The following is a 21,606-nucleotide window of genomic DNA, read 5'->3' on the forward strand; positions in this document are numbered from 1 at the left end:
GAAGTATGAATAATGGAAAATTATGATAAAGATTTGCGTTCAATACAAGAAGCTAGAAATCTTGCTAGACTTGGAAAAGTAGCAGCTAATAAAATTGCTGATTACACAGAAGAGCAAATTGATAAAATTTTACTTAACATGGTTAGAGTTGCAAAAGAGAATTGTGTTTGTTTAGCACAAATGGCAGTTGAAGAGACTGGTTTTGGTAAAGTTGAAGATAAAACTTTCAAAAATCATTTAGCATCTACTGTACTATATGATTCAATCAAAGATATGAAAACTGTCGGTATAATTAACGAAGATGAGACAAATAAGCTTATAGAGATTGCTGAGCCAGTTGGTTTAGTTATGGGTATAGTACCTTCAACAAACCCAACGTCTACTGCGATTTTCAAAGCTATGATTTCAATTAAGTCTCGTAATGCTATAGTGTTCTCACCACATCCAGCTGCTGCAAAATGTACAATTAAAGCAATTCAATTAATGAATGATGCAGCTGTTGAGGCTGGTGCACCAGAGAACATTATTGCCAGCCTAACTACTTTATCAATTGCAGCTACAAATGAGTTGATGAAAAGCCCAGAAGTAGCTATAATAATAGCTACGGGTGGTCCAGGAATGGTTAAAGCTGCTTATAGTGCAGGAAAACCAGCTCTAGGTGTAGGTGCAGGAAATTCACCAGCATACATCGAAAGAACTGCTAATGTAGAGAAAGCTGTTAGAAACATTATTGCAAGTAAGACTTTTGATTATGGTACAATTTGTGCTTCAGAACAATCAATAATATGTGAAGAATGCAATCATGATATTGTTGTTCAAGAGTTCAAAAAGCAAGGCGGATATTTCATGACAGAAGAAGAAACTGCTGAAGTTTGTAAGCTTTTATTCAAAAATGGACATGTTATGAATGCTAAGTTTGTTGGAAGAAGTCCACAAGTTATTGCAAGTGCTGCAGGAATCACAATTCCAGAAGGAACAAAAGTACTTATAGGAAAGCAAAATGGAGTAGGTCAAGGCAATCCATTATCATTTGAAAAACTTACTACAGTTCTTGGATTCTATACAGTAAAAGACTGTCATGAAGCATGTGAATTAAGTATTCAATTACTTCAAAATGGAATTGGTCACACAATGAGTATCCATACTGAAGATAGAGATATGGTTATGAAGTTTTCTGCAAAGCCAGCTTCTCGTATTCTTGTTAACACTGGTGGAGCACAAGGTGGAACAGGTGGAAGCACAGGTCTTATGCCTTCATTTACTTTAGGATGTGGTACATGGGGAGGAAGTTCAGTATCTGAAAATGTTACCCCAGAACACCTTATAAACATCAAGAGAGTTGCTTATGGTTTAAAAGATTGCGCAACATTAGCATCTAATGACCCAACTTTCAATTGTATAAAAACTGCTGAAAACTGTCATGGAGTTCAAAATCAATTTATGAATATGAGTCCAGATCAAATTGCAGCAGCTGCAGCAGCTTTAAATAAAGCTAATGATTGTGTTCAAAATACTAACAATTGTACTGAATGCAATAGTGAAAGCAAAAAAAATGAAGAACTTTTAGACTTAGTTAATCAAATAGTAGCTTCTATGAAGGGGTCAAACTAATGAATAATTATGAAGATGTATTAAAGCTTTTACTAGAAGCTGTGAAGGGTAAAGAAGCAGATTCTGTAACTCCTGGGAATTCAAATGATATTCCAGTAGGTGTTTCTAATAGACATATACATCTTTCACAAAAAGATTTAGATAGTCTTTTTGGTAAAGATTATCAGCTTACGAAACTTAAAGACTTATCTCAAACTGGACAATATGCGTGCAAGGAAACCGTAATAATTTGCGGAAAAAAAGGTGCAATTGAAAAAGTTAGAATCCTTGGACCTGTAAGAAGTAAGACTCAAGTTGAAGTATTAGCTGGAGACTGCATTAAACTTGGAGCAGTACCACATGTAAGATTATCTGGAGATTTAAACAGAACATCTGGAATTACATTAGTTGGACCAAAAGGTTCTGTTCAAATAGAAGAAGGCTTAATAGTTGCACAAAGACATATTCACATGACACCTGATGATGCTAAAAATTTAGGAGTTTGTGATGGCGATATAGTATCAATAAAATTTGATGATTTAAGAGGCGGAGTATACAACAATGTAGCTGTTAGAGCTAATGATGCTTCAACGCTTGAATGTCATCTTGATATAGAAGAAGCTAATGCAATGGGCATTAACTCAAAATCAAAAATAACAATAGTGAAATAAATTAATAAGTGTTTATAATTAAAATTTATAATATAAAAAATAAAATATACTTAGGAGGATTTCAAAATGAAATTTGATGCATTAGGAATGATAGAAACTAAAGGTTTAGTAGGATCAATAGAGGCAGCAGATGCTATGGTTAAGGCTGCAAATGTATATTTAATAGGTAAAGAATATATTGGAGGCGGACTTGTAACTGTTATGGTTAGAGGTGATGTTGGAGCTGTTAAAGCTGCTACAGATGCTGGTGCTGCTGCTGCACAACGTGTTGGAGAATTAATGTCAGTTCACGTTATCCCACGTCCACATTCTGAGGTTGAAGTAATTCTTCCATCAAGTAAAGAAGCTGCAAAATAAGATTTGAATTATAGTGAAATAAATGAAGCGTCGCTAAATCTGATTTAGCGACGTTTTTATTTTAAATAAAAAGCTCCTTTTATAAATTTTAATAGTTCCTCAGCTAATAAATCATCATTATCAAATACCTTTTCATCTATAAACATTTTAAGTCGTTCCTTATAATACTCACAAGAATATGAAAACTGAAGTAATATGAACAAATTATCAAGGAAAAAAGCAAAGTAATCTGAATTTATATCTTTTCTAACTTGTCCATCATCTTGAGCTTTTTTTATAATGGATGAATAGAGATTTGCAGATATTCCCTCCATATCAGAAGCAATTTTCCATACTAATTCAGAATTATTTTCTGTGGCCATTTCATTATATAATTTTGTTAAATATACATCACTTCTTGAGAATAACTGTATTGCCTTAATAATTTTTTCTACTGTGCTTAAAAAATCAATTTCACTACTAATTATTTCATTTAGGACTGTTTTAAGTTTTTCAACAGAAAAATTTACAATTGCTAGATATAAGTCTTGTTTATTATTGAAGTACTTATATATTGATCCTACACTTACACCGGCTTTTTCAGCTATTTTATTTATATTAGCTCTATCATAACCATAATCAGCGAACTCAGTTATAGCTGCTTCTAGTATTCTACTTTTTTTCTCTTCAGATATTTTATCAAACAATTCATTATTATACTTAAATTTCATTAGTCGCACCTCATTAAAATATCTAGTGTAGAAACCTACACAGACGATTTTACTATCTTTATTCATAGACTACATATAGTCAATGAGTCTATATTTCTAATTATATCAAAAATTTTCAAATTATGGGTATTAAATTTGAAAAAATGAGTGAATATTCACTCAATACTTTCATAGAATGTAATAAAGTGATTATTAGCGCTTTTATATTGAGGATATTTAAAATTCAAAAGGGGGAGCTTTTATATGGATCAAAGATTTTCAATTTCTGAATACCCTGATGTGAAGAAAGTAATAAATCAGCTTGATGGATTAATTAAAAAACCAATTTATACTGTTCGTCCAGAGGCATTAAAAAGATATGAGGAAGAGTATTTTGATAAAAAATGTTCAAAATCCAAGGAAATGATTAAAGAAGCTAAGGAAATAATTCCAGGAGGAGTTCAGCATAACCTTGCTTTTAATCATCCTTTTCCACTTGTGTTCACAAAGGCAGAAGGAGTTTACTTGTATGACTTAGATGGTAATAAATATTATGATTTTCTTCAAGCAGGAGGCCCTACAGTATTAGGTAGTAATCCCATAGAGGTTCGTGAAAAAGTAATTGAATTATTAAATGATTGTGGACCATCTACAGGACTATTCCATGAATATGAGTATAAACTTGCTAAAAAAATTTCGGATAATATTAAATCTGTTGAAATGTTTAGAATGTTAGGTTCAGGTACAGAAGCATGTATGGCTTCAATAAGAGTTGCACGTCTTGCTACTAAAAAGAAAAATATTTTAAAAATGGGTGGAGCTTATCATGGGTGGAGTGATCAGCTTGCTTATGGGATAAGATTACCAGGAACTAAGCATACTCAAGCTAATGGAGTTCCACGTAAAATGTTCAAATATACACAAGAGTTTTTCCCAAACGATTTAAAGGATCTTGAAAAAAAATTGCGTTTCAATCAATTAAGGGGTGGTACAGCAGCAGTATTAATTGAACCAATAGGACCTGAAAGTGGAACTAGACCTTTAGATAAGGACTTTAATAAAGGTGTTGAAAAATTATGTAGAAAATATGGAGCACTCCTAATATTTGATGAAGTAGTAACTGCTTTTAGAATTGGAATGTCAGGAGCACAAGGATATTTTGACGTCTCTCCGGATTTAACTATTTTTGGAAAAGTAGTAGCTGGAGGGTATCCTAGTGCAGGAGGGCTAGGTGGTAAAAAAGAGTATATGAAATATTTAACTGCCGGAATAAGTGGAGGATCTAAACATAAAAAGGCACTTGTTGGTGGTACAATGGCAGCAAATCCACTTAGTTGTGTTGCAGGATATTATACACTTTGTGAAATTGAAAGAAAAAAGGCAATAGAAAAAGCAGGATTATTTGGTGATAAATTAATTAAAGGTGTACAAGAATTAATTGAAAAGTATAATCTACCTTTTGTAGCTTTTAACCAAGGGTCAATATGCCATCTTGAAACAGTAGGTACAATGCACTTTGTAATAAACTGGAGGAAACCATGGCAAATTCCATCAGTTTTAAATGCTACTTCTGAAAGAAAAAAAGAAATGGAGCATATAGGAGCTGCATATATGGCTGAAGGACTCGTAACTCTAGCGGGATCTAGATTATACACTAGTGCAGCCTATAATGAAGAGATGTTGCCAGACATCCTATCAAGATTTGAAAATGTATTCAAAGAAGTAGCTATCAAAGAGTAATATGGAGGATAGTATGAATATAAAGGAAGCTAAGAACTTAGTTATAAAAGCCGGAATAAAGCTTGTTGAATCAGGTTTGATTGCTCGTACATGGGGCAATGTAAGTTGCCGTGTAGATGAAAATACCTTTGTAATAACTCCTAGCGGCAGGAATTATCTGTCACTAACGCCTGATGAAATAGTTGAAGTAAATATAGCTGATTTAAGCTATAAAGGTAATATAAAACCTTCTTCAGAAAAGGGAATACATGCAGAGGTTTACAAGCTTTATCCTAATATTAAATTTGTAATACACACACATCAAGAAAGTGCTTCTGTTATTGGGGCATCAGAGCTAAATTCAATAGAAATCAATGGTTATCACCCTTCTTTGGATGGGAAGGTTCTCTTCGCAAGATATGCTTTACCTGGAACAAAATCACTTCGCAAAAATGTGGCAAAGTCCCTTATGAATTCAAAAACAAATGCAGTTATTATGAAGTATCATGGAGCTCTTTGTTTTGGGAAAGATTATGATGAAGCCTTTATGATAGCTTCAGCACTTGAAAAAGCTTGTGATGCCTTTATGGTAAAGCATTATTTGAGGTTGAGTAAAAGAGAGAAATATAATCCTTTGGAAATGTCTACATTTGCCCTTTCACAAAGTGGGGAAAGGGAACCTTCATCTTGTGATAAAATTTATTTCAATAGTAAAAGGACAGAAAACGGTTGTGTATTGTATATGGATGGAGAAAAAATTGAAGTTAACTATGATAATATAGACTCTTCTTTACCTGAAGAAGTGGAAATATATAAGGCTATATTCACTAAAAATAAAAATATCAATCATATCTTATTTAATAATTCCCCTGAAATACGCGCCATTTCTCATAAGGGTATTAAATTGAAGCCTCTGCTAGATGACTTTGCACAGCTTGTAGGTAGACACGTAAAAAATGTTGAGAATAACCCACGTTTAATTTCAGAAGCTTTAAAAAAATCTTCAGTGATCCTCGTGAGAAACATAGGAGCATTATGCTGTGGAAAAACTTATGATGATGCTGAAGCAGTAAGTATGGTAACCCAGAAAGCAAGTAAAGCACTTATAGGTGCTTCACTACTTGGCAAAGTAAAACCAATAAATCCTCTAGAGTGTATGTTGATGAGATATGTTTATTTAAAAAAATATTCTAAGAAAGTATTAAAAGAATAATATGTTGAGGTGGTAACCAAAATGAAAAGCAAAAATGTATCATCTTACAGATGGATAATTCTACTAGCAATTGTTCCAATTATAATATCTACAGAGATGATGTGGCTTTCTTTAGCTCCAATATCTAGCATGGCAGAAAGCTTCTACGGGGTAAGTGGCATGTCTATAGCTTTATTTTCAATGAGTTATATGATAATGTATATAATTTTTTCCATGCCTGCTTCTTGGGTTGTGGATAAGTTTGGGTACAGACAGTCTTTGATATTTGGAGCTGTTATAACAGCTATATTTGCTGACAATTATACTATAGTATTGATTGCTCAATTTATTATTGCAATTGGACAGCCATTTCTTTTAAATATTTCAACGAAGGTTCCAGCATGGCTCAGAAGTAGCTTATCCTATTCAGGAGGGGACTTCCCTTGGGTTAATACTTCTTATGGGGCAAATATCAGGTGTTCTATTTGTGTATATTTTTGAGTCTATGGTTAGCGTTTCAGGTTCTGTAGTTTTGCCAATGATTCTTATTGTTGTAATAACTGTAATAGAGGTACCTTTTACTTTCCTTATGAAGGAATCAAAGCTAAGTAGTTGAACAAATTATTGGTTATGATGGTAGAGGGAGGTTAATAGATGGAGACTTATGTAATTGCTTATGATGTAGGTACAACAGGGATTAAAACTTGTCTATTTGAAATTTCACACACAATAAAATTAATTGCAAGTTCTATCGAGGGGTATGAGCTACACGTAGTAGAAAATGGAGGGGTTGAACAGGACCCTTATGATTGGTGGAATGCTATGTGTAGTACAACAAAGAAAGTACTGCAGGAAAATAATATTTCTCCTGAAGTAGTACAAGGGATTTCATTTTGTGCACAAATGCAGGGATTAGTTCTAGTAGATAAAAAAGGTGAACCTATAAGGCGTGCATTGAGTTATATGGATAACAGAGCAAAAAGAGAGAAGAAAGAGGGTTTGGGAACAGGATTGCAAATAGCTGGACTAAATGTTTATAAATCATTAAAGTCTATTATGATTAGTGGTGCTGTTGCTGCAAGTGTAAAGGATCCTATTTGGAAATATAAATGGGTTCAGTGTAATGAGCCGAATAATTTCGAAAAGACATATAAATGGTTAGATGTTAAGGAATTTTTGACTTGCAGAGCCACAGGGGAATTTGTTATGACAGAAGATAGTGCTTTTGCTACGATGCTTTATGATATTCGAAAAGGTAAACAAGGGTTTAGTAAAGAAATATGTGAAATGTTTGGTGTTAATATGGAGCATCTTCCTAAAGTGGTTAAAAGTACAGATATGGTAGGAAGAATAACAAAAGATGCAGCTAGAGAATTGAATCTAAAAGAGGGAACTCCTGTATTTGGAGGGGGAGGAGATGCATCACTTATTGGGATAGGTGCAGGCGCTGTAGAAGAAAACAATACTCATATTTATTTAGGAACTTCAGGTTGGGTATCAACTGTTGTAAGTAAACGAATACTGGATTTAAAGCATATGATTGCATCTATTGTAGGGGCCAGTCACAAAACTTTTAATTATTTCGCGGAACTAGAAACGGCAGGAAAATGTCTTGAATGGGTTAAGGAGCATTTGGCATTAGATGAAATAGATGTTTACCAAGAGAAAAAACAGATAAATGAATCCAAAGAAGAAGTATATAAAAGTTTGTATGATTACATGATGCATGCTATAAAAGATGTTCCAGCAGGGAGTAATGGAGTTATTTTTACACCCTGGCTTCATGGAAATCGATGTCCTTTTGAAGATCATAATGCAAGAGGTATGTTCTTCAATATAAGTTTAGAAACAGGTAAGACAGAGTTAATCCATTCGGTTATTGAGGGAGTGTGTTACCATTTAAGATGGCAATTGGAAGCTTCGGAAGAGAAGGTAAAAACATCAAAAGTAATAAGGCTCGTTGGTGGAGGTGCTTTAGCTCCTTTAACATGTCAAATACTTTCAGATGTATTAAATCGTGAAATAGAAACAGTAGATAGTCCACAAAATATTGGTGCAGTAGGAGCAGTTGTAGTTATGGCTGTAGGATTAAATATTATTGAAGAAATAAAAGAAGCAAAAAAGTTTATAAAAGTAAAAGAGCGTTATATTCCTAATAAAAATAATACTGTAATTTATGATAAATATTTTAAAGAGTTTAAATCATTATATAAAAACAATAAGAAGTCTTTTAATGTTTTAAATAACTAATATATATAAACAAGTAAGTGGATTATTATATTTGTTATTGAAATAGAAACCTAAATATAGTAATATATAGTAGGCCCAACTTAAGAAAAAAATGGATTTAATTCCATAAAAATGATGAATTAAATTTAAAAAATAAACACAAATAAGTTGGGGATACTTTTTAATAATGAAATCATTAAAAATTTGATGGAATTATTGAAAAAATCAGAGTTAGATCAAGAGGAGAAGACATTTATGAGAAGATTTAGGGGTATTACAATTTTTACTTTAATTATGTTTTTAATTTCTAATTTTTCGGTTTTTGCGGAAATGCCGAATAATACTGTGGTAATTGGAGATAAGGCATATGATTTAAATTATGTTAAGCGTGAAGAGAATTATTCGGAAGTTCTTAAGACAATGCAAAAGAGTCCTGAGATTTTTGTTAAATCAGAAAGTGGACAATGGTATGAGAATAATACTACAAGTAAGATTTCAAATGAGAGCATACCGAAAGTTACATACAAAGATGTTAATGGTAAACTTATTGATTACGATATAAATGATGGGGAGAAAATTGGAGAGCCATTAAGTATAACAGAGAATAATAAAAAAATTTCAGGTGCTAAAATTAATGGAAATGTTTATATTACTGGTGATAATGTAACTATTCATAATTCAACAGTCAATGGGATAATATACATCGATCCAGGAAAAGAAGGAAGCACTGATGTGAAAAACGTAACAGCTAAAGAAATAGTTATACTTTCAGGTGGAGAAAATAGTATACATTTATATAATGTAACTGCAGACAAGCTAGAAGTTTCAAGTGATAGTAAAGTTAGAGTTGAATCTAAAGGTACAACTAAAGTCAATAATACTATTATTAAGACTTATGCAATTATAGATTCTGTATCTGGATCTTTTGGAGAAATAAGAGTAAGTGTTGAGAATGATGGAAAAAAAGGTGAGCAGCAGAATGTTGAATTAAGAGGAACATTCACTGAAGCTGTAATAGTAGAAACTGGAGTAACTCTAAAGGCTGCTAAAGATGCTTCTGTAAAACAAATACAAATAGCACCAAAAAATAAAAATGATAATATTAAATTACTTGGAGACTTTAAGAAAATTGAAGTAAACAAAGAAGCTAATATTGAGTTGGTAGAGGGTCAAGTAGATAAAATCATTACTAATGTTAAAACTAAATTGAATATAAGTAAGGAATCAAAAGTAAAGCAACTTGATAAAAAAGGAAACAAAGTAGAAACTAGTGGAGATGGAAAAAAGAATATAACAAAAACAGACAAAGATAATTCAAAATCATCAAGTAGTAATAATAGTGGTAATAGTAGTCATGGTGGTGATAGAGATAATGATTGGAATGATAGACCAACACCAGTTGTTAAAGTGAGTTCAGTTATTATTGATAAAAATGGTAATGAGATTATAATAAATCAAGGTGGTAGTAAACAATTTACAGCAAGGGTAAGATATACTGATAATTCAACTAATAATGCAATGGTTTGGGAGTCAAGTGATACATCAATAGCAACTGTTGTTAATGGATTAGTTACAGTTGCCTCAGATAAAATTGGTAGTGCTATAATTAAGGCGAGTGCAACTAGAGGTGGAGTTACTAAAAGTGATCAAGTTGTTGTAACTATTAAATCAAATGGGAATAGTGGAATAATTAAGACTAATAATGGAGTCGTTACTGATAATATTAGTGAGTACATATTAAGAGTAAATGGAGACCCAAAAGGTTCTCAAGAAAGTCCTATTGAGTTCTATTCTGATGAATATATAGTTATAGAAAAGGATTTAATTATTGAAGCTGGGCAAGATGAATTCGTAAAGGTGAGAAATATTGGGGTTAAAGGTAATATAATTATAAGAGGAAAAGATGGGAATGGTGGATCTATAACTTTAGATAAAGTAAAGGTACAAAAGACTGCTGATGATGAATTTGGATTAAATTCAGGTAAAATAATTGTAAAAGAAGTAGCTACACATAGTTTGCATTTAGAAAATGGAGTAACAGCAGGACAATTACAGGTAACAGATGGTAATGGAGCAAGAATAGATGTTAAAGATGCATCTATAGGGGAAGTAAATATAGCATCTGAAAATGGTAATGAACAGATTGATTTACAAGTAGCTGATAAGGCTAAAATAGATGATTTATATGTTGAAAGCACTAATTTTAATATTGATAATATATCATCTAATAATAAGAAGCTAGCGGATATAATTAACTTTGTGGAAAGAGGAGAAAATGTTGATCTTTCACAAGTTAAAATTAGTAATAAAGAAACAACTTTGGATGATATTAGAAAAGAGGTTAATACAGCTGATAAAATTGTTGCTAAGCTTGATGAATTAAATAATTTATATGTGTCAAATAGTGGAGAAGAAGAGTATAATTCATGGATTGAAAATGGAAAAAGAATGAGAAGACTTATTGAAGATGCAGACGGTATTAAATATGATGATGGTGGCGAAGAAAAGACTTTTACACTGGGAAATGAATATAAAAACTATGAAGAGTGGGAAAAAATTCGCCTTGCAAATAGCATCAGATCTTATAGAAGAGATTATTTTGGTGGAAAATTTGAAAACATGAGTGAGCTTCAATATGCATTTGAAAAAGCTGTTGATCAATTACCTGTTTTTATAGAATGTAGTAAGTATGATGCATGGAGTGGTAATACTGATGGAAGGACAGGAGTAATTTCTAATAATATTGAATTAGGAGCGGATATTACAGATATAGTTTTGAAAACGAAAGATGGTGAAACACCAAGTGAGGATTTTAAAGTAACATTGGGTAGAACATCTACTTGGATTTATGATGAGAGTAGCCATGAAAGATTGGAAATAGATGGAAGATATATTCAATGTTTTGAAGATAAAGTATATTTAATGCAGAAAAATGTATCTTCAAATGACATTGTAGAAGATATTTCCGTTTCTATTCAACAAGTAAATGGAAGAAATGGATCAAATACAAATTTCCATATGGAAATCGAAAAAAATGATGTAGGGAATGACATTGTAGTTGATTATGCAAATATAGTTCTAGGTACTAATAAGGCAGTAATTGAAGTTAAAGCTAATAATGCAAATAAAGTCGATGTAATTGTAAAAGAGATTAATAGTGATGAAATCATATTTGAACAAAATGATAGAGTATTAACTGAGGGAGTTACTAGTTTTGAAGTTTCTCAAAATATTCTATCTGATGGTGGAAAGTATATAATCGAAGTTGTTGCTAAGGATAATGAACAAGAATTGTCAAGCAAATATATTAAGAGATTTCAAGCTAAACTTGAAAAAGAGTATAAATTAACTAAAACAGCTTATAGCATAAATAATTTAAATATAAAAGATAAAGCTGAGGATATAAATGATTATAAATATGAAGAATGCAAGATAGTAAATAAGGAAGATGATAGTGATAACTATATTCTAGATGATAAACAGTGTATAGGAATAGTTAAAGTAACTGATCCAAAAGGGAATAAAGTAGTTAACAAAATTATGATTTCATCTTCTATAGGTGAGGGAAATAAATTTAAAAAGTTGGGTATTGCAATACAAAATCCAGAAGGATCAGAAGAAGGAAAATATAATGTAGAACTTGCAGTATTTGATAAAAATTATCAACCAATAGTTGAACTTGGTAGTATATATGTGGATTATTCAAAAGATAGTACTGTTTCTGAATTCAATAGTATAGTAAAAAATAACTCATTAGATTTAACTGAATATAATAAGTTGTCTGTAGAAGATAAAGAGAAAGTTATAACTGCATTTATTAATTCTGAAGAGGGTAGAACACAAGAAAATTTAAATAAAGAAATAAATGAATTAAATAAAGAATTAGATGAATTAAGTCCACCAAGCTTTGAGTTTTATACAGCTTCACCAGGACAGAATAATGCTGAAATAAATTTAAAAGTAACGCTTAATAAAGAAGGTAAAGTATATTATATAGTAGTAGGAGAAGGACAGCATGAACCTGAGGTGACAGAAGTAATAGCAGGAACGAATTATAAAAATGATAAAAACGAGGATGTTGTTGTAGTTGCTAATGGAAAGATAGATAAAATACAAGCAAATATCAAAGTAGATGTTACAATATCCGGTTTACCTATTGATGTAGATAATTATGATATATATATTGTTGCTGAAGGTAATAATATATCACCAAATATTCAATCAAAGGTAACATCAATAACAGGTGTAGGAGTTAAGAAGGTAGAAAGTGGTGGTGACCAAACGCCAGCAGATATTACAGCTTTAACAATTGCAGTAGATAATGCTGGAGCAATCACAGGAGATACAGCAACAGCAGAAGGAACACTGAAGTATGTATTAATATCTGCATCAAAAGCAACAGAAATAAATGGTTGGAATGTAGAAACAACAGACAGTGATGCAAATTCAGATTTAGGTGGAATACTTTCTAATACAAAACCAACAATTTCATCTGAAGATAATGGACAAATATTAGTAGTAGTTGAAATTAAAGAAGGTAAAGTTGTATCAGCTGGGGAATCAGCAGCAATCAATATAGCAGCAGATATTGCAGATTTAACAATTGTAGTAGATAATACTGGAATAATCACATCAGATACAGCAACAGCAGAAGGAACACTGAAGTATGCATTAGTAAGTGCATCAAAAGCAACAGAAATAAATGGTTGGAATATAGAAACAACAGAAGCTAATGCGAATTTAGATTTAGGTGGAACACTTTCTGATACAAAACCAGTAATTACGAATACAGATAATACAAAAATTTTAGTAGTAGCTGAAATTAAAGATGGTAAAGTTGTAGCAGCTGGGGAATCAGTAGCAATCAATGTATCAGCAGATATTGCAGATTTAACAATTGCAGTAGATAATGCTGGAGTAATCACAGGAGATACAGCAACAGCAGAAGGAACACTGAAGTATGTATTAATATCTGCATCAAAAGCAACAGAAATAAATGGTTGGAATGTAGAAACAACAGACAGTGATGCAAATTCAGATTTAGGTGGAATACTTTCTAATACAAAACCAACAATTTCATCTGAAGATAATGGACAAATATTAGTAGTAGTTGAAATTAAAGAAGGTAAAGTTGTATCAGCTGGGGAATCAGCAGCAATCAATATAGCAGCAGATATTGCAGATTTAACAATTGTAGTAGATAATACTGGAATAATCACATCAGATACAGCAACAGCAGAAGGAACACTGAAGTATGCATTAGTAAGTGCATCAAAAGCAACAGAAATAAATGGTTGGAATATAGAAACAACAGAAGCTAATGCGAATTTAGATTTAGGTGGAACACTTTCTGATACAAAACCAGTAATTACGAATACAGATAATACAAAAATTTTAGTAGTAGCTGAAATTAAAGATGGTAAAGTTGTAGCAGCAGGGGAATCAGTAGCAATCAATGTATCAGCAGATATTGCAGATTTAACAATTGCAGTAGATAATGCTGGAGCAATCACAGGAGATACAGCAACAGCAGAAGGAACACTGAAGTATGTATTAATATCTGCATCAAAAGCAACAGAAATAAATGGTTGGAATATAGAAACAACAGACAGTGATGCAAATTCAGATTTAGGTGGAATACTTTCTAATACAAAACCAACAATTTCATCTGAAGATAATGGACAAATATTAGTAGTAGTTGAAATTAAAGATGGTAAGGTTGTTGCAGCTGGGGAATCATCAGCAATCAATGTAGCAGCAGAAGAGTAAGGACAATATTTTTGGGTTTCGAAAAGACCCTTAGGGGTTATGAACAAAGTGTCAACAAATTAATTAAAGAGAGGGAAGGAAAACCTTCCTTCTCAAATTAAAATAAATATATCTGAAAAAAGGTTGATGGGTGCTAGCGTTAGTAGCTATTAGTTTTTTTATCTTTATTTAAAAATTGAAATGAAGAAAAGATAAAACATATAGTATATTTTTGAATAGCCTAAGAAGGTAAAATAAATAATTTCTTAGGCTAGTTATTTTACCCTTAACTTCACTTGCGTCTTAAAGAAGTAAGCGAAAATAAACAGCATGAAATTTCAGTAAAATCAACGCATAGAGAGAAATAGGTTAATCCGAAACAAAAACTAAATGCTGACTAATAAGCATAAATTAAACATAGTCAGCCAAAGTGAAAGAAGAACAAAAGAGACTATATGCTCTTTGTAGTTGGAATAAATGTAGGGCTAAGAGCAGGTGATTTACTTTCACTATAGGTTAGAGATGTAATGAAAGGAGATAAAATAGCAGATAGTGTATTCATAAGAGGAGAGAAAACATGAAAATTAAGAGAATTTGTATTGAATGAAAGTGCTAGGGAAGCTATAAAGTTATACCTAAGCACTTTTTCTATTTTGGATGTAAATGACTATCTTTTCAAAAATACAAGGGGGAATGGTGTATTAGAAGTAGATAGCCTTAGAAAAAAATGAAAATAACACAAGGATAAACAGAACCCTAATTAATAGAACCACTAAATGGTCTATTAATTAGGGTTTTATTTTATACCCATAAACTTAAGCATTTATAGTAAGAATTGAATAGTTACATAGATACTTACATTTACTTTTTATTTAAAAACAAATATAATTATAGAAAGAAAGAATGAAAATATTGAGGAATTGAGTCGAAAGCATATAAATACAATAAAGAAAATACGCGATTTTATACAAGGGACGCTAAAAATGTCGCAAGATAGAAGTTATTCATTATATAGATAATGTATTTAACAACACAGAATAGGGGTGATGTTGTGATTGTTAATAGAAGAGAGATTAAGTACGTAATAAGTGAATATGATTATTTCAATTTTAATAATGTATTTAAAAATATCCTGATAGAAGATTCAAATAATAAAAATTTTGGATATAGTGTTAGAAGTTTGTATTTTGATTCTATAAATAATTGTGACTTCTATAGCAAAATGTATGGAGAAGAAGTTAGAAAAAAGATACGTCTTAGAATATATGATACTAATGCTGAAGTTGTTAAATTAGAAATAAAGAGAAAAATTAATGTGGATCAAATTAAAGAGACCACAGAGATAACTCGAGAAGATGCAATTCGTTTAATTAATAAAGAGTATCAAGTGTTATTGAAATATAATAATAGTACTGCCCAAACAGCTTATAATATTATGACCTTAGGACAGTATCAACCAGTTGTATTAATTGAGTACAACAGAAGAGCATATCTACACACTGAAAATAATATTAGAGTAACGTTAGATAGTGATATAAGAGCTAATGAAACAAACTTTGATTTATTTTCAAATGCAATACCAATGATACCAGTTTTTAATCATTATCATGCAATTTTAGAGGTAAAGTATGATGGAGAATTATTTTGCTGGATTACGCAGATTATGCAAAGTAAGGATGGGGTTAATCAATCCTTAAGTAAATATTGTACTTCAAGAAAATTTTTTGACAATTATTTATCTTAATTTTATAGATTAAATTAATGAATATAGATTTCTTAATTTATTCAAGATATTACTTGGATAAATTAACTATTGAGCTGAGATATTTATATAGAGATTCCAAGTGAAAACTAAATTTATACATACTCAAAACTCATAGAACCATTGCGATTTTGAGCATGTATAAATAAAGTTTAACTACGGATTCTCTATAGGTAGGAAGGAGACTGAAAAATATATGAAAGAAACATTATATGATTATTTAATATCAAATAACAGTAGTATAAGTATATTTAAATCTATTGAAATTTTAGTTATTGCACTCTTTTTAAGCTTAATAATTTTCTCTACTTATAAAATTACATTTAGTGGAGTTATGTATAATAGAAAATTTAATATATCTTTAATAATGCTTACATTAGTTACAACCATAGTAATGATTGTAATTGGAAGTAGTATTGCTCTATCTTTAGGGATGGTTGGTGCATTGTCTATTGTACGTTTTCGTACTGCAATAAAAGATCCTAGAGATACGGCATATATATTTTGGGCAATTGCTATTGGGCTGTGTGTAGGAACAACTAATTATATGATAGCTATAATTGGTTCAGGGTTCTTATGTGTAACATTAATATTACTTAGTATAGGTGGGTTTGGAAGAGAAGATAGATATATACTTATTATAAGAGGAATGAGAGTAAAAGAAGAGGAAATGATGAGGTGTGTATTTAAGGCATTTAAAGGGAGTCAATTAAGAGCTAAAAATTCATCAAATGACAGCCTTGAATTGATTTATCAAATAAAAATTAAGAAAGACAAAGATAAGAATATTTTAAAGAAGTTATACCGTATAGAAGGTGTTACAGCAGTTAATATTGTAGCTCAAAACGGAGAAACTATAGGGTAGGTGTTAGCATGAATAAATGTATTTTAAAACTTTTAATAATCCTACTGAGTTTTATGCCAATAGGGGTTGCTTGTAGTAATGAAAATATTAATAATGCAAGAATAAAGGGAGAAAGCATAGACGAAATAACACAAGAAGAAAGTACAAGCCAAGAGTGGGAGCAAGGGAATAACTTACCTGTAATTGTTATTGATACAAATGGAGTTAAAATAAATGGTACTGAGAAAATTAATGGAACAATGAAGTTTTATAATAGTGATAATGAACTTAATTATAGGATTGATGAACCTGCGTTTACCTCTAACATAGGTATAAAAATTCGTGGAAGATCATCAAGAAAGTTTCCTAAAAAACAATATAGTCTTGAGTTGAGAGACGAGCAAGGGACTGAAAAAGAGAAAAAAATACTAGGAATGTCTAAAGACTCTGATTGGGTATTGAATGCTCCTTTTGAGGATAAATCTCTTATTAGAAATTATATGGCATATAATATATCTGGGAAAATCATGAATTATGCACCAGGTTCTAAATTCTGTGAGGTATATCTTTTAGATGATGGAAGCTCTGAGATTGAAGAAAAACATTATAAAGGGCTATATTTAATGATTGAAAAAATAAAAAGAGGAAACGATAGAGTAGACATACTTCCATCTCAAGATGATAAGGGAGAAACAAGCTTTATTGTAGCTAAAGATCAACCTAAAGAAGGGGATATTGTCATTCAAACTTATGGTAAAGAAATATATATTTATGATTATGGAATTGTTGGTATATATCCCAACAGAGATATAACTGATAATCAAATTGATTATATAAGTAAGACCATAAGTGAATTTGAAAGGGTATTATATTCTGATAAGTACGATGTCGTAGGAGAAGGATACGGTGAGCATATAGATGTGGACTCCTTTGTAGATTATTTTATAATAAATGAGTTTTTTAACAATACAGATGCTGGTATATTCAGTACTTATATATACAAAGATTATGGAGAAAAAATAAAAGCAGGACCAGTATGGGACTTTAATATATCTATGGGAAATAGTAATTTATTAAGTGAATACTATGATTACGCTGGGTTTTACATGCCACAAACTTCATGGTTTGAGAGATTGATGAGGGATAAAAAGTTTGTTTCTAAAGTTATAAACAGATATAAGCTCCTTAGAAAGACATACTTTAGTGATGAATATTTAATAGAATTTATTGATGATACTGTAGAACTATTAGGAGATGCACCAGAGCGGAATTTTACAGAATGGCCTATTTATTTGAGTAATCAAGCAGAAGTGTTCAAGAATAATCATATTGAAATTTTTGCACCATATGAGCACGATGTTAAGCTATTAGATGAGTTTTTTAAAGCTAATCCACGATTATTATATCCTACAGAAGGTATGGCTCAATCTTATGAAGAAGAAATTCGCATGTTAAAAGAATTTCTAATAAACAGAGGCGCATGGATAGATGAAAATATTGAGAGTCTATACAAGTGGACTGATTAGATTGGAGGAAAAATAATATGAAGAGGTTTATGTTAATTAACACAGTTATATTTTTTCTCATATTGGGTGTAAAAAGTGGATTAATAAGAAAAATATCAAACTATGATACTATAGAATATTTTACTAAAGTAGAAGGCAAAGAGATATTAATCAATAAAAATAACAAATGGAATGAAATCAAGATAACAGGTATTAATATGAATCCAGGAAAACCAGGGGCGTTTCCTGGAGATAGTTTTATTAGCAACGAGGAATACTTAAGATGGTTTTCATATATTAAGGATATGAATGTTAACTGTATACGTATTCAAAATATTATGCCTGAAGAGTTTTATGAAGCATTGGAGCAATTCAACAATGAAAAGGAAGAACCATTATACATTTTACAGGGAATTTATTTTAATGAAGTGTACTTAAAGGATGGTTATAATCCGCAGACTAAAGATATGAAGAAAAAATTCAAGGATTACATTGAAGCGGTTGTAAATATAGTACATGGGGAATCTTATAATAGAGTTAATCTAAATCTCTTTGAAAGCTATAAAACAAATGTATCAAAGTATGTAATAGGATATACTGTTGGGATTGAATGGCAAGCCCATGATTTAATTTATTCTGAAATTATGAATGATAAATCACCTTATGAAGGGGAATATTTTTATACAAGTGAAAATGCTTCTTCTTTTGAAAGTTTTTTAGCAGAAGCTGGTGATTATGTTGCCCAATATGAAGCAAAAAATTATGGAGAGCAAAGACTAATTACCTTTGTAGGATCATCATCACTTCATATTAAAAAAAGCACCTCATTATCTAATGGGTCAACAATAATACTGGAGCAGGATGAGAAAGATAACATAAAAAGTTTTATAGATGTGGAAAATATAAAAACTACAGAAGAACTGAAAACTGGTATCTTTGTTTCCTATAATATATATCCTTCAGTTAGTACACTTTTAATGTATGAAGGAGATAGTGGATTATTTTTTTCAGATATAAATAATTATCATACTATACCAGTTGTAATATCGGAATATGGTATACCTTCATCTAGATTAGCAACAGACTTTATTTCAGATACGAGTAAAGGTTATATAAATGAAACAGAGCAAGCTCAGGCTTTGGTAGACACTTATAATGCTATAAAAAAATCCGGATGTGCTGGAAGTATAATTGCTGAATGGGGTGATAGTTGGTTTAGGTCTGCATGGAATACCAAAGACCGTATTATACTTGATAAGTCTGCTTATTGGAGTGACACACAGACATATAGCCAATCCTTTGGACTTATGGCTTTTGAACCAGGAAATGAAGAAAGTGTTTCTTATCCTGACAATAGCAATAATGAATGGAAAGAAGAAGATATTTTAAGCAGTAAACCAGAGGTCTCCCTATCAATGAAATCAGATGAAAAATACCTATATTTTATGGTTAACATGAAAGATGGATTTAATCCTTTAAGTGAAGATATTTATATAGACTTAGATGTTACCCCTAATTCAGGAGCAACAAAGAGTACACAGTATGATCTCCAATTTGATGGACAAGCTGATTTTATTATACATGTAAGTGATGTGGAAAGTTCAAAAGTATTAGTACATGAATATTATAATACTCATAACTTTTTAGAACAAGAAAAGCAGCTGCAAATTCGTCCAGACATAATAAATCATACAAGTGATATGGATGAATTTTCAGAGATAATGATATATACAAGACCTAAAACATATGTAGAGGCATTAGGGGGATTTGTAGAAAAACAATCAACTGAGACAGGAAGACTTATTCATGGGAATGGAAATCCTACTATCTCTGAGTTTAATTCTATATCTGATTTTTATATTGGAGAAGATTATGTAGAGGTTAGAATTCCATGGGCACTTTTGAATTTTATGGATCCATCTACAAAACAGATTCATGATGATTACTATGATACTTTTGATATTACTCCAATTAGTATAAAAGGAATTTATGCAGGTGTTACAGTTAAAGAGAATAATGATACTATAAATAGAATAGATTCTAAGTTATACAAATGGAATCAATGGACTAAGCCTACTTATCACGAAAGACTGAAAAAATCATACTATCTTTTGAAAGAGGAATTATCTAAAGCAAGTAACTAGAAAGGAGGAAGGTTGATAAAATGAAATCAATTGTATATATTTATTTAATGCTGATTTTTTTCGTATATATTATCTCTTCCTCTATAGTGTATATGATCATAAGTGATTATCGTGAGAAGAGGATTAATAAAAAAGTGGAAAAGCTATCTGAGACTTTTGGAAAAGAAATATTAAGCCAATTGAATAAATTAAAGAATAATATAGATTTATCACGTAGAGAGATTAATAAAGTGAAGAAAAGGTTAGATAATAAAGCATATGAAAAAGTTTTTAATGAAACAATAATTTCATTTAATCAGAATTCTGAGCATTATATTCATGTTAAAAAATATATGGGAAGTTTCAATAGATATATAAAGAGCTTAGTAAACAAGAATAAAAAAGAAGGAAGTATAAAAAATGTATATACGGCTTTCCTTATGGGACAGTATAAAGTAGATAATGACTATATAAATGACTTTTTACTGGACTCATTAAAAACAAGTTCACTTTATTTAAGATTCAATGCAATGAACTCAATAGGTGAAATTGGTAATGTAGAGTATTTTACTAAAGCATTGTTGTATATTTCTAGAACGAGCGGATATCTTAATGAAAAACTCTTTATTGATATAATGAATCAATTTGGCGGTGATATGCTAGAACTTAATAATCAGTTATTGAAGTCTTTTGATGAATTTAGTAATCAGATTCAGTGCATAATAATTGAACATTTTCAAAAGGTAGGTTTTACATTTGCAACTAAAAAATTTGCCTATAAATTAAATTCAATTGACACAGATAAAGAGGTTGTAACTAGCATTGTGAAATATTTTAATATAATAAATTATCCACCAGTTAAACCAATACTAATAAGTTTATTAGATGATGAACAGTGGGAATTTAGAGCTCTTGCTGCAAAAACATTGTCCAAATATTATTCACAAGAAACAGTGGATAAACTGCTTATAAGCATTACTGATATTAATTGGTTTGTGAGATTAAATTCAGCTATGGCCTTATTAGATTTTGATTTAGGTGAGAATTTACTATATGACGTCTTAGCGAAAAAAGATAAATACTCTACAGACATAATGTTTTATGCAATGTTTGTTAAAAAGAAAATAACTTACGAAGAGTATCTTGAAAAATCAAATAGACAAGAGGTGGTGTAGGA

The 21,606-nt window shown here is 30.8% G+C and carries 15 protein-coding genes; 14 read left to right on the top strand and 1 reads right to left on the bottom strand.

What is annotated here, in order from left to right; genetic code table 11:
- Positions 1–12: 12 nt before the first annotated feature.
- From KDK92_RS10730 to eutM, 3 genes are all read left to right on the top strand, one after another.
- A complete protein-coding gene (locus KDK92_RS10730) occupies positions 13–1,611 on the top strand; it encodes an acetaldehyde dehydrogenase (acetylating) (protein WP_250859251.1) in 1,599 nt (532 codons plus the stop codon).
- Positions 1,611–2,261, top strand: a complete 651-nt coding sequence (locus KDK92_RS10735) for a phosphate propanoyltransferase (protein WP_250859252.1) — start codon at positions 1,611–1,613, stop codon at positions 2,259–2,261. The genes KDK92_RS10730 and KDK92_RS10735 overlap by 1 nt, the downstream gene beginning before the upstream one ends.
- 66 nt (positions 2,262–2,327) lie before the next feature.
- Positions 2,328–2,618: an ethanolamine utilization microcompartment protein EutM gene (gene eutM, locus KDK92_RS10740; protein ID WP_250859253.1), complete on the top strand. Its 291-nt coding sequence runs from the start codon at positions 2,328–2,330 to the stop codon at positions 2,616–2,618.
- Between the two features lie 56 nt (positions 2,619–2,674).
- Here eutM and KDK92_RS10745 read toward each other — a convergent pair whose 3' ends face one another.
- Positions 2,675–3,328: a TetR/AcrR family transcriptional regulator gene (locus tag KDK92_RS10745; RefSeq protein ID WP_250859254.1), complete on the bottom strand. Its 654-nt coding sequence runs from the start codon at positions 3,326–3,328 to the stop codon at positions 2,675–2,677.
- A gap of 243 nt (positions 3,329–3,571) precedes the next feature.
- Here KDK92_RS10745 and KDK92_RS10750 point away from each other — a divergent pair, with 243 nt between their 5' ends.
- The 11 genes from KDK92_RS10750 (at position 3,572) to KDK92_RS10795 (ending at position 21,604) form a co-directional block, all read left to right on the top strand.
- Positions 3,572–5,047 carry an aspartate aminotransferase family protein gene (locus KDK92_RS10750; RefSeq protein WP_250859255.1) on the top strand — a complete coding sequence of 492 codons (1,476 nt, stop codon included), beginning with the start codon at positions 3,572–3,574 and terminating at the stop codon, positions 5,045–5,047.
- Between the two features lie 13 nt (positions 5,048–5,060).
- Positions 5,061–6,239, top strand: coding sequence for a class II aldolase/adducin family protein (locus tag KDK92_RS10755; protein ID WP_250859256.1), 1,179 nt, complete (start codon positions 5,061–5,063; stop codon positions 6,237–6,239).
- Positions 6,240–6,260: 21 nt separating this feature from the next.
- Entirely contained in the window at positions 6,261–6,719 is a 459-nt protein-coding gene (locus KDK92_RS10760; protein ID WP_250859257.1) for an MFS transporter, read from the top strand.
- The gene (locus KDK92_RS24555; RefSeq protein ID WP_276575938.1) at positions 6,706–6,834 is read left to right on the top strand and encodes a hypothetical protein; all 129 of its coding nucleotides are present in this window, start codon (positions 6,706–6,708) and stop codon (positions 6,832–6,834) included. Before KDK92_RS10760 ends, KDK92_RS24555 begins: the two co-directional genes overlap by 14 nt.
- Before the next feature lie 38 nt (positions 6,835–6,872).
- Positions 6,873–8,468 carry a xylulokinase gene (locus KDK92_RS10765; protein ID WP_250859258.1) on the top strand — a complete coding sequence of 532 codons (1,596 nt, stop codon included), beginning with the start codon at positions 6,873–6,875 and terminating at the stop codon, positions 8,466–8,468.
- A 234-nt stretch (positions 8,469–8,702) separates the two neighbouring features.
- On the top strand, positions 8,703–14,216 hold the full coding sequence (locus KDK92_RS10770; protein WP_250859259.1) for an Ig-like domain-containing protein: 5,514 nt from the start codon (positions 8,703–8,705) through the stop codon (positions 14,214–14,216).
- Positions 14,217–15,246: 1,030 nt separating this feature from the next.
- On the top strand, positions 15,247–15,939 hold the full coding sequence (locus tag KDK92_RS10775; RefSeq protein ID WP_250859260.1) for a polyphosphate polymerase domain-containing protein: 693 nt from the start codon (positions 15,247–15,249) through the stop codon (positions 15,937–15,939).
- A 214-nt stretch (positions 15,940–16,153) separates the two neighbouring features.
- Positions 16,154–16,822 carry a DUF4956 domain-containing protein gene (locus tag KDK92_RS10780; protein ID WP_250859261.1) on the top strand — a complete coding sequence of 223 codons (669 nt, stop codon included), beginning with the start codon at positions 16,154–16,156 and terminating at the stop codon, positions 16,820–16,822.
- 8 nt (positions 16,823–16,830) lie between these two features.
- Complete coding sequence (locus KDK92_RS10785) at positions 16,831–18,327, top strand: CotH kinase family protein (RefSeq protein ID WP_250859262.1); 1,497 nt, start codon at positions 16,831–16,833, stop codon at positions 18,325–18,327.
- A gap of 17 nt (positions 18,328–18,344) precedes the next feature.
- Positions 18,345–20,450 carry a hypothetical protein gene (locus KDK92_RS10790; RefSeq protein WP_250859263.1) on the top strand — a complete coding sequence of 702 codons (2,106 nt, stop codon included), beginning with the start codon at positions 18,345–18,347 and terminating at the stop codon, positions 20,448–20,450.
- A 20-nt stretch (positions 20,451–20,470) separates the two neighbouring features.
- Complete coding sequence (locus KDK92_RS10795; protein WP_250859264.1) at positions 20,471–21,604, top strand: HEAT repeat domain-containing protein; 1,134 nt, start codon at positions 20,471–20,473, stop codon at positions 21,602–21,604.
- Positions 21,605–21,606: the final 2 nt, after the last annotated feature.

It is taken from the genome of Oceanirhabdus seepicola (assembly GCF_023684385.1).
GTDB lineage: Bacteria > Bacillota > Clostridia > Clostridiales > Clostridiaceae > Oceanirhabdus > Oceanirhabdus seepicola.

Excerpts from the sequence above, each read along its gene's own strand:
- KDK92_RS10735 (WP_250859252.1), top strand. The coding sequence starts at position 1,611 with ATGAATAATTATGAAGATGTATTAAAGCTTTTACTAGAAGCTGTGAAG.
- KDK92_RS10795 (WP_250859264.1), top strand. The coding sequence starts at position 20,471 with ATGAAATCAATTGTATATATTTATTTAATGCTGATTTTTTTCGTATAT.
- KDK92_RS10750 (WP_250859255.1), top strand. The coding sequence starts at position 3,572 with ATGGATCAAAGATTTTCAATTTCTGAATACCCTGATGTGAAGAAAGTA.
- KDK92_RS10785 (WP_250859262.1), top strand. The coding sequence starts at position 16,831 with ATGAATAAATGTATTTTAAAACTTTTAATAATCCTACTGAGTTTTATG.
- KDK92_RS10765 (WP_250859258.1), top strand. The coding sequence starts at position 6,873 with ATGGAGACTTATGTAATTGCTTATGATGTAGGTACAACAGGGATTAAA.
- KDK92_RS10780 (WP_250859261.1), top strand. The coding sequence starts at position 16,154 with ATGAAAGAAACATTATATGATTATTTAATATCAAATAACAGTAGTATA.
- KDK92_RS10730 (WP_250859251.1), top strand. The coding sequence starts at position 13 with ATGGAAAATTATGATAAAGATTTGCGTTCAATACAAGAAGCTAGAAAT.
- KDK92_RS10790 (WP_250859263.1), top strand. The coding sequence starts at position 18,345 with ATGAAGAGGTTTATGTTAATTAACACAGTTATATTTTTTCTCATATTG.
- KDK92_RS10755 (WP_250859256.1), top strand. The coding sequence starts at position 5,061 with ATGAATATAAAGGAAGCTAAGAACTTAGTTATAAAAGCCGGAATAAAG.
- KDK92_RS10760 (WP_250859257.1), top strand. The coding sequence starts at position 6,261 with ATGAAAAGCAAAAATGTATCATCTTACAGATGGATAATTCTACTAGCA.
- eutM (WP_250859253.1), top strand. The coding sequence starts at position 2,328 with ATGAAATTTGATGCATTAGGAATGATAGAAACTAAAGGTTTAGTAGGA.
- KDK92_RS10745 (WP_250859254.1), bottom strand. The coding sequence starts at position 3,328 with ATGAAATTTAAGTATAATAATGAATTGTTTGATAAAATATCTGAAGAG.
- KDK92_RS10770 (WP_250859259.1), top strand. The coding sequence starts at position 8,703 with ATGAGAAGATTTAGGGGTATTACAATTTTTACTTTAATTATGTTTTTA.